The organism is Candidatus Krumholzibacteriia bacterium, from assembly GCA_035649275.1.
Classification (GTDB): Bacteria; Krumholzibacteriota; Krumholzibacteriia.
This window is the reverse complement of record DASRJW010000092.1, coordinates 1-8,853: the sequence shown is the minus strand read 5'-3', so window position 1 is coordinate 8,853 and position 8,853 is coordinate 1. Positions and strand designations below refer to the sequence as shown.

The 8,853-nt window shown below is 68.4% G+C and carries 7 protein-coding genes; all 7 read right to left on the bottom strand.

Going from position 1 to position 8,853, the window contains the following annotated elements; translation table 11 throughout:
- A partial coding sequence (locus VFE28_09235; GenBank protein ID HZM16172.1) for a hypothetical protein occupies positions 1-409 on the bottom strand: 409 nt, incomplete at its 3' end.
- Entirely contained in the window at positions 409-2,247 is a 1,839-nt protein-coding gene (locus VFE28_09230) for an ABC transporter ATP-binding protein (GenBank protein HZM16171.1), read from the bottom strand. The genes VFE28_09235 and VFE28_09230, both read right to left, overlap by 1 nt.
- A 105-nt stretch (positions 2,248-2,352) precedes the next feature.
- On the bottom strand, positions 2,353-3,327 hold the full coding sequence (locus tag VFE28_09225; protein HZM16170.1) for a glycosyltransferase family 9 protein: 975 nt from the start codon (positions 3,325-3,327) through the stop codon (positions 2,353-2,355).
- A gap of 124 nt (positions 3,328-3,451) precedes the next feature.
- A complete protein-coding gene (gene lon / locus VFE28_09220) occupies positions 3,452-5,869 on the bottom strand; it encodes an endopeptidase La (GenBank protein HZM16169.1) in 2,418 nt (805 codons plus the stop codon).
- Between the two features lie 333 nt (positions 5,870-6,202).
- Complete coding sequence (add, locus tag VFE28_09215) at positions 6,203-7,279, bottom strand: adenosine deaminase (protein ID HZM16168.1); 1,077 nt, start codon at positions 7,277-7,279, stop codon at positions 6,203-6,205.
- A gap of 10 nt (positions 7,280-7,289) precedes the next feature.
- Positions 7,290-7,952 (bottom strand): hypothetical protein, encoded by a 663-nt coding sequence (locus VFE28_09210; GenBank protein HZM16167.1) that lies wholly within the window; start codon positions 7,950-7,952, stop codon positions 7,290-7,292.
- A 74-nt stretch (positions 7,953-8,026) separates the two neighbouring features.
- Positions 8,027-8,853: FlgD immunoglobulin-like domain containing protein (locus tag VFE28_09205; GenBank protein HZM16166.1), on the bottom strand; the 827-nt coding region annotated here is incomplete at its 5' end.

Genomic DNA, 8,853 nt, shown 5'->3' with positions numbered 1-8,853 from the left:
GGGCCAGGCGCAAGTAGCCTTCGGCGAGATGCACCGAGCGTCCCACAGGCTGCACACCGTGGGTGAGCAGCCAGCTGCGGCCGCTCTGGCGAGCGCCGAGACGCACCGGCGCACCGCTCGCGCCGGCGAGGAGGGCGGCGGAAAACGAGGGCGGGAGGACGACGGCCGCAGCGTAGCCGCGCCGGCGCAAGCCGAGCACGCTCCTTAGGCGCCGCCACCGGCTCGTGGACGACACGGGATGCACCTGAGCTGCGGGCACGGTGTCGGCGAAGACGCGTTCCGTCCCCTGCCGCGCCAACACCTCGACCTCGACGCCGGCGGACTGCAGCAGCGCGAGGGCGGGCAGGGCCAGCACCGCATCGCCGAGCCAGCTCGGCGCTACAGCCAAGAGCCGGGGCGGCGGCGACATCAGTGACCCTGCAGCTGGTGCAAGCGGGCGTACGAGCCGGCGGCGGCGAGCAATTCCCCGTGCGTGCCGCTCTCGACGATGCGGCCTTTCTCCACCACCAGGATGACGTCGGCCCGGTGCACCGTGGAGAGACGGTGGGCGACGACGAAGGTGGTGCGCCCGCGCACCAGACGCTCCATCGCCTCCTGGATGAGTTGTTCGCTGCGAGCATCGAGATTGGAGGTGGCCTCGTCGAAGATGAGGATGCGCGGATCCCGCAGGATGGCGCGGGCGATGGCGAGCCGCTGGCGCTCGCCGCCGGAGAACATGATGCCCCGTTCCCCCACCGGAGTGTCGTAGCCGCGGGGCAAGCGGGCAATGAAGTCGTGGGCGTTGGCGGCGCGCGCCGCCGCCACCAGGGCCTCCTCGTCCACCTCGGGCATGCCGTAGGCGATGTTGGCGCGCACGGTGTCGTTGAAGAGGATGACCTCCTGGGTCACCATGCCGAGCAGGGCGCGCAGCGAATCGAGCGACAGCTCGCGGACATCGACGCCGTCGAGCAACACCCGGCCGCTCGTCGGCTCGATGAAGCGTGGCACCAGGTCCATGAAGGTGGATTTACCCGCGCCGCTCGGACCGACTAGCGCCACCACCTGTCCCGGGCGGACGACGAGGTCGACCTCCTGCAGGACCAGGCGCCCGGGCTCGTAGGCGAAGCTCACCTTCTCGAAGCGCAGCTCGGTCTCGAAGCGCGCCGCTCGGCCGCGGTGCCGCGGCGGCTCCAGCGGCAGATCGAAGAGCTGGTAGACGCGTTCCGCCGCGGCGAGGCCCTCCTGCATGGTGTTGTGCACCCCGATGAGCGCCTTCACCGGTTCCGCCAGCCACAGCATCGCGGTGAGGAAGAGGAAGAGGCGGTCTGCCGCCAGCTCGCCGGTGAGCACGAGCCGGCCGCCGAACCAGAGGATCGCCACGAGGGCCAAGACGGCGACCATTTCCGAGAGCGGCGACGCCATGGACTGCAGGCGCCGCACCTTCATGTAGGACTTGAAATAATCGTTGCTGTACTTTGCGAAACGAGCCACTTCGAAGGCGTGCATTCCGAAGGCCTTGAGGATGCGGGCGCCGGCGACGCTTTCCTGCACCACGCTCGCCATGTCGGCCATGCGCTCCTGCGCGTGGCCGCTGCGGCGCCGCAGCCGCTTCCCCAGCCGCGCGATGAGGAAGGCGTTGGGGGGCAGCACCAGGAAGGCGAGGAGAGCCAGCTTCCACGACGCCGACACCAAGATGGCGAGGGCGACGCCGAGCATGAGGATGTTGCGGAACAAGGACAGGGCGCCACCGGCGAGAGCGATGCGCATCAAGCTCACGTCGTTCACCAGGCGAGAGATGAAGGTGCCGGAGCGTTCCCGGGCGAAAACCCCGAGAGGCATCTCGATGATGTGGCGGAAGAGCTGCAGCCGCAGGTCCCGCAGCGTGCTCTGCTCCAGATGATTGGTCAGATAGGTCTGGGCGTAGTGGAAGAAGTTCTTGAGCAAGAAGAGACCGAGGAGCACGAGGCAGAAGCGCCCGAGGGCGTGCACCCGGTCTCCCGCCAGGAGGAAAGCTTCGGCGCGGTGCCGCAGGGCGCCGAGGAGCGCCTGCCCCGTCGCCGGCAAGCCCGGCAAGCTTCCTGGAGCGGCCGGAGCACTCACCCCGGCGGGCGGCTGGGCCGGGTGCTCCAGGAGGATGCGGACGAAGGGCGAAACCGCCAGCACCGAGACCCCGGAAAGGAGGGCGTAAACGCCGATGCAACAAGCGGTCAGCGTCAGGCTCTTCCAGTAGGGTCGGAGGGCTCCGAGGAGCCGGAGGGAGGTCGACATCGAAGCCAGGATAGCCTCCGGCCCCGAGCGGAGCCAGGGGTTTCGGCCGCCGGGCCTTGAGAGGCAGCGCCGGGTTGGGGCCCCTTCCCCCCCATGGCCTCGGGCTCAGCGCCGGGCAGGAAGGGAGAGCAGGCGCTCCACCTGGGCGAGGAAGGTCTCGAGGGAGAGCCGCGTCCCCCGCTGGCCCTGGAGGACGGAGAAATGCCCGGCCTCGGGAGGCGTCCAGCGCGGGTCGTCTCGCTCGGTGAAGAGCCCGAGGGTGGGGACGCCGAAGGCGACGGCGAAATGCAGCAGGTTGGTGTTGCCGGCGAGGAAGAGGTCGCACTGGGAAAGCAGCGCCACGACGTCCTTCACGTTGTGCCGCGGCAGCTCGATGCGCTCGCACTGCAGTCCTTGCTCGAAGCGCTGCGCCGCTTCGTCTTCCTCCGGGGTGGCGAGAACGATGACCTTGGAGCGGTAGCGCTGGTAGATCGCGTGCAAGAGGTAGGCGAGGGTCCGATCCAAGACGCGGGTGTTGGCTTTGCCCTTCCCCGGATCGACGCCGATGAGGAGCTGGTCGGCCCGGGGCTTGCGGAAGTGCACGAGCTGCCGGGCGAAACGCAGGTCCTGCTCGGTGAGCACGGCGGTGCGCAGGTCTTCCTCCGGCTGCACCCCGAGGAGCCCGCACACTTCCGCCAGACGCCGGCCCTCGTAACCCGATTTCTCCGGGTTCCAGCGCAGCTCGCAGTTCACGTAGGGATAGCTTCGTTCCCGTGCTGGCCCGAGACGCACCGGGGCGCCGCTCAGGTAGCCCAAGACCTCGTGCGACGGCGGGGGCGACTCCCCCATGTGGATGATCATGTCGTAGGCGCGCCGGCGCAGCTGGCGCACCAGACGGAAGAAGGCCGGATGGGCGAGACGCATCTGCCCGGGGCGGTAGAGGAGCATGTCGTGCACGTGCGGGTGGTGGCGGATCAGCTCGCTCGCATCCTCTTGCACGAGGACGCCGACGCGGCAGCGCGGGTAGGTCCGCTGCAGGCCGGTGAGGACAGGGGCGGCGAACAGCAGATCCGTGAGGTCGCCGCTCTGCACGAAGAGCACCCTTCCCCCCTCTGGACCCACGAGGGGGAGGTGGAAAGACTGGGTACTCGGCACCAGCCGCAGCCAGCGCGAGAGAGGTTGTACGATTTGTGCCTTGTAGGCCGGTTCGCCCACCGGATCCCCCTCACGTGCGCGTCGCGGCGCGCCGTTCCCCCACCTTGGGCGCCGAGCCCCGGGCCCTGGGCGGAGGCTGCACCAGGGCCTGATCGAGCACTTCGTCGACCCCTTCGACGTAGTGGATCTCGAGCTTCTCCAGCACCTCCTGCGGCACTTCCTCGAGATCTTTCTCGTTCTGCCGCGGCAAAACGATCTCGCGGATGCCGGCCCGGAAGGCCGCGAGCAGCTTCAGACGCACTCCCCCTACGGGCAGCACCTTGCCGGTGAGAGTCACCTCGCCGGTCATCGCCACGGTGCTCCGCACGGGGATACCATACACGAGAGAAGCCAAGGCCGTAGCGATGGTGATTCCTGCCGAGGGACCGTCCTTGGGAGTCGCCCCGGCGGGGATGTGGATATGGAAGTCGTTGCGGGCGAAGAATTCGTGACCGACGCGGGCGGCGCCGGCACGGGAGCGCAGGAAAGAGAGCGCCGCTTCGGCGGATTCACGCATCACCTGGCCCAGCGAACCGGTGAGCTTGAGAGCGCCCTTGCCGGGCATCTTCACCGCTTCGATGAAGAGGATCTCGCCCCCGGTTTGCGTCCACGCCATCCCCGTGGCCACCCCCACCTCGCTGCGGCGGAGTGCCGCCGGCGACAGGTAGGCGGGCGCCCCGAGGAAGTCGTGGACGTTGTCCCGGCGCAGCTTCCGCAACGACTTCCTCCCGGCGGCGACGCCCCGCGCCACCCGCCGGCACACCGTACCGACGCAGCGCTCCAGCTGGCGGACACCGGCCTCGCGGGTGTAGTCGGCGATCACCGTCATCAAGCCCGCGTCGGTGAAGCGCAAGTGGGCGGCCACGATGCCGTGCGCCTGCATCTGCCGCGGCACCAGGTAGCGCTTGGCGATCTCCAGCTTCTCGCCGTTGGTGTAGCCCGGGATCTCGAGCACCTCGAGCCGGTCGCGCAGCACGTGCGGGATGGTGTCCAAGGTGTTGGCGGTGGCCACGAACAGCACCTTGGAGAGATCGAAGGGCAGGTTGAGATAGTGGTCGGAGAAAGCATGGTTCTGCGCCGGGTCGAGCACCTCGAGCAAGGCGGCCGAGGGATCGCCGCGGAAATCCGCGCCCACCTTGTCGATCTCGTCCAGCATGAACACCGGGTTGTTGGACTTCGCCGTCTTCAGGCCCTGGATGATCCGCCCCGGCATGGCCCCGACGTAGGTGCGCCGGTGGCCGCGGATCTCGGCTTCGTCGCGCACGCCGCCCAAGGCGACGCGGACGAACTCGCGGCCCAGACTGCGGGCGACGCTGCGTCCCAGGCTGGTTTTCCCCACTCCCGGCGGGCCGAGCAGGCAGAGGATCGGCCCCTGCATGTCCTTCTTCAGCTTCTTCACCGCCAGGAACTCGAGGATTCTCTCCTTCACCTTGTGCAAATCGTAATGATCCTCGTCGAGGATGCGGGCCGCCCGGCGTAAATCGTGGTGATCCTCCGTGGCCTGGCTCCACGGCAGGTCCAGGATCCAGTCGATGTAGGTCTTGGCCACGGTGTATTCGGCGGAAGCAGGCGACATCCGCGCCAGCCGCTCCAGCTCCTTGAGGGAGACCTCCCGCGCCTCGTCGGGCATGGCGTGGGACTGGATGCGAGAGCGCAGCTCGTCGATCTCCGAGGTGCCATCCTCGGGATCCCCGAGCTCCTTGCGGATCGCCTTCATCTGTTGGCGCAGGTAGTACTCGCGCTGCTCCTTGTCCATCTCCTCGCGGATGTCGCTCTGCAGCTTCTCGCCGATCTTGAGCACCTGCAGCTCGTGCGCCAGCATCTGCGCCAGCTTCTCCAAGCGCTCGCCCACGTTCAGGGCTTCCAGCAGTTGCTGCTTCTCGGCAACGCGGAAATCCACGTTCGCCGCCACCAGATCCGCCAGCGCCCCGGCGTCGGTGGTGCGTGCCGCCAGCGACTTCATCTCCCCCGGCAAGTTCTCCGAACCATCCACGAGCTTGGTGAACGAGCGCAGCACCTGGCTCATCAGCGGCCGCAGCCGCCGCGGCGTTCCGGCGGCGTCGGCATGACAGCGCAGCTGCACCGTGAGGTACGGGTCGCTGGAAGCGAGACCCTGGATCTCGGCGCGGCAGATGCCCTTGCCGAGGATGCGCATGGAGCCGTCGGCAAAGCGCATGGTCTTGCTCACCGCCACGATCGTGCCCACGCGATGGATGCTCTCCAGCTCCTCGCCGCCCTCGAGCATCTCGGGCGGCCGCTGGGTGAAGGCGCCGAAGAGCTTCGGCCCGGCGAGGACGTCCTCCGCCAGGAGGATGAGCTTGCGGTCCGAGACCACGAGGGGCACCAGCATGTGGGGGAAGATGACGGCGTCGCTCACGGGCAGCGCCGGAAGCGTCTCCGGCACCTCTGCCACCCGCACGGAATCGGCGTCGAGTTCGTCGGAGAGCATGGAATCCGTTCCTTCCGGGCGCGGCGCCGTGTGGTGGCGCGGTGCAGGGACGCTGGCAGCAGGGTGGCCGCGGCGACCCTCGAACCTCCGGACGCCGGCGTGGAAAGCGGGACAAGGCGTTCCCCGCCGTCCCGGCTAGAAGTTGACCGGGACGGGCGCCGCGTCGGCCTCTGTCGCCGAGTACAGCAAGATGCATTCACAGGGAAATGCGGTCCCCAGGCGGGGAAGGCCGAGGCGCGCCGGGGTGTGTCCCGCAGTCGGCAGCCGCGGCGGCGCTGTCCGCGCGCTCGCCGGGCGGCAAGAGGTGACCCCCAGGCGGCCGGCCTGGCGTGGTCAGATGTTGGCCTCGTGCTCGTCGCCCCGCGGATGATAGGGCGCCGTCAGCGCACGGATCTCCCGGACCACGTTGCCCAGGAGCTCCTTCTTGCGCAAGAGCGGCAGGAAGGCGCTCTTGAAGCCGTAGAGGACGATGTCCTCGATGTCGTGCAGCGTCAGGCCGCAGTGTTCCACGGCCAGGAGGAATTCCTGGGTCACCGAGGTGTTGCTCATGAGCCGGTTGTCGGTGTTCAGCGTCACCCGCAAGCCGGCGTCCAGGTACTCCTTGATCGGGTGGTCGGCGAGGCTCTGGATGGCGCCGGTGTGCACGTTGCTCGACAGGCACATCTCCAAGGCGACGCGATGGTCGTTGACGTAGGCCATGAGATCCGGGTCCTCGCGCAGCCGGGTGCCGTGGCCGATGCGGTGGGCGCCGCAGTAGTGCACGGCCTGGGCGATGGAGGAAGGCCCGAAGGCTTCGCCGGCGTGCACGGTGCAGTTGATGTTGTTGTTGAGGATGAGGAAGAAGGCCTCGCGGTGCTTCTTGGCGGGGAAATGCTCCTCCGCGCCGGCGAGGTCGTAACCCACCACGCCGGCCCCCTTGTACTCCAAGGCCAGCTGCGCCAGGACGAGGGAGCTCTCCGGGTTGATGTGGCGGATGCCGCAGATGATGATCCCGGTCTGGATGCCGAGCTCGCGTTCAGCACGCCACAAGCCTTCACGCACGGCCTCGACGGAATCCTTCAACGACAGGCCGTGGCGGGTGTGCAGGATCGGGGAGAAACGCACCTCGATGTAGCGCACGTTCTCGGCGGCGCAGTCCGCGGCGAGCTCGTAGGCGCAGCGCTCGATCGCTTCCTTCTCCTGCAGCACCGCGAGAGTGTAGTCGAAGGCGGCGAGATAGCGCTCCAGGCTGCGTTCCCCTGCTCCCATCCGCACCAGCCGGGCGAGGGACTCGGGTTCCGTGGCGGGCAGGCGGATGCCTTGCTCCCGGGCCAGGGCGAGCATGGTCTCCAGGCGGAGCGAGCCGTCCAAGTGGAGGTGCAGGTCGGTCTTCGGCAGGGCCCGCACCAATTCCTCGGGGATCTTCGTCATCGGTGCGCGCTCACGAGGTGCGGCGCAAGCGCTTGCGCTTGGTGGCGGCTTCGGTGTCGCCGATGTTTTCCCCGTCGGACTTGGCCACCTTACCGCTACGGAACTCGATGACCGCTTTCTTGAGGTTGGCGGTGTTGTATTCCCAGCGCTCGTCTTGGCCGCGCTTGGTAGGAACTACCTTGGTCGGCGCTCCCCAGGACAGGTAGGCGACCACGATCGGCATGTCCGGCAGGATCTTGTGGTCCCGCACCGCGTCGGCGATGCGGGCGCCGTATTTCTCCTTGTTGGCGGCGTAACGGGTCTCGGGGGAGTCGAGCCAGAGGGCGTCGAGCAGGGCCCGTTCGTAGTGTTCCAGCGACAGCGGCCGGTCGAGGTTGAAGGGAAAGACGACCCGGATCTTGCCATCCAGCGTTTCGATGGTGACCGAGCCGGCGCGGTGTAGTCCGAGCTCGGTGATCAGTACCTCCTGATCCTGCTCGATCTTCACGTTTTTCTTCTCGTGCTGCATGGTGAGACGGGTCCAGGCGTGTTTGCCCACGTACTTCTCCTCCAGGAGCTGATGGAACTCCATCGGGATGTCCGTGGCGAAACGATCGACACAGCCCGTGAGGCAGAGAAGCACGACGAGGAGGCAGCCCCGGCGCGCGCCGAGGAAGTGCGAAGCTCCTGGCAAGGAAGGTCTCCCCGGATGCAGACGAACACTCCGGCCGCAGACGGTTCCGGAGCACGGCCGGCGCGATGCGGGCGTCAGCGTACCAGGACGACCTTGCCGGTTTCCAGGCCGCCCGCCCAGAGCAGGCGATAGTAATAAACACCCGCGGCGGCGGCGAGGCCAGCGGCATCCCGGCCATCCCAGCGCAGCCGGTGCTCCCCGGCCGGCAGCGGCGCGTCCAGGAGGCGGCGGAGCACGCGGCCCCGGGCATCGAGGACTTCGAGTTGCAGACGCCCCAGCTGCGGCGGCACTTGCACCTGGAAGTTGAGATTCGGGTGGAAGGGATTGGGCCCGACCTGCAGCTGCAGCCGGGAAGGCAGAGCCTCCTCGGCGTCGGTGGGGTCCACGGCACCGGGCACGACGACGAAGTCGTCGAGCAGCCAGCCGCGATGCGCGGTCGCCGCGACGCTGGCATCGCTCCCGAAGAGGAAGCGCAGGCGCACGCGCTGTCCGTTCCACGGGGTGAGATCGAAGTGCAGCTGCCGCCAGGCACTCTCGCGGCCGGAGAGGCAGGCGGCGCCCGGGCCGAGCGGGTTGGTGTTGTCTTCGGCGGCGAAGGCATGGGAATAGCCACCTTCCGGCAGCAGTGCGCTCCAAGCGCTCTCGCCCTCCGCTTGGATCTCGATCCTCCCGCCATCGCGGGCGCTCCCATCTTCGGCCACTTCCGCCTCCATCCACGACCAGATGCTGGCGTGGCCACCGTTGCCGAGCCGGAGCCAATCGCTCTGCAACTCGGCGGCGGTCATGGCCGGCAGCTCGCCGCTCTCGGCGCCGCACAGCCAGGCATGGCCCGCGCCGTCCCCGTGGTGGAACGCCCCGGTCAGCTGCCAAGGATCGGGCCGGGCCAACACCACCGCCCGGT

What these genes read in the sequence shown, in the direction of transcription:
- lon (HZM16169.1), bottom strand. Translation starts at nt 5,869, where the DNA reads ATGCTCTCCGACGAACTCGACGCCGATTCCGTGCGGGTGGCAGAGGTG.
- add (HZM16168.1), bottom strand. Translation starts at nt 7,279, where the DNA reads ATGACGAAGATCCCCGAGGAATTGGTGCGGGCCCTGCCGAAGACCGAC.
- VFE28_09230 (HZM16171.1), bottom strand. Translation starts at nt 2,247, where the DNA reads ATGTCGACCTCCCTCCGGCTCCTCGGAGCCCTCCGACCCTACTGGAAG.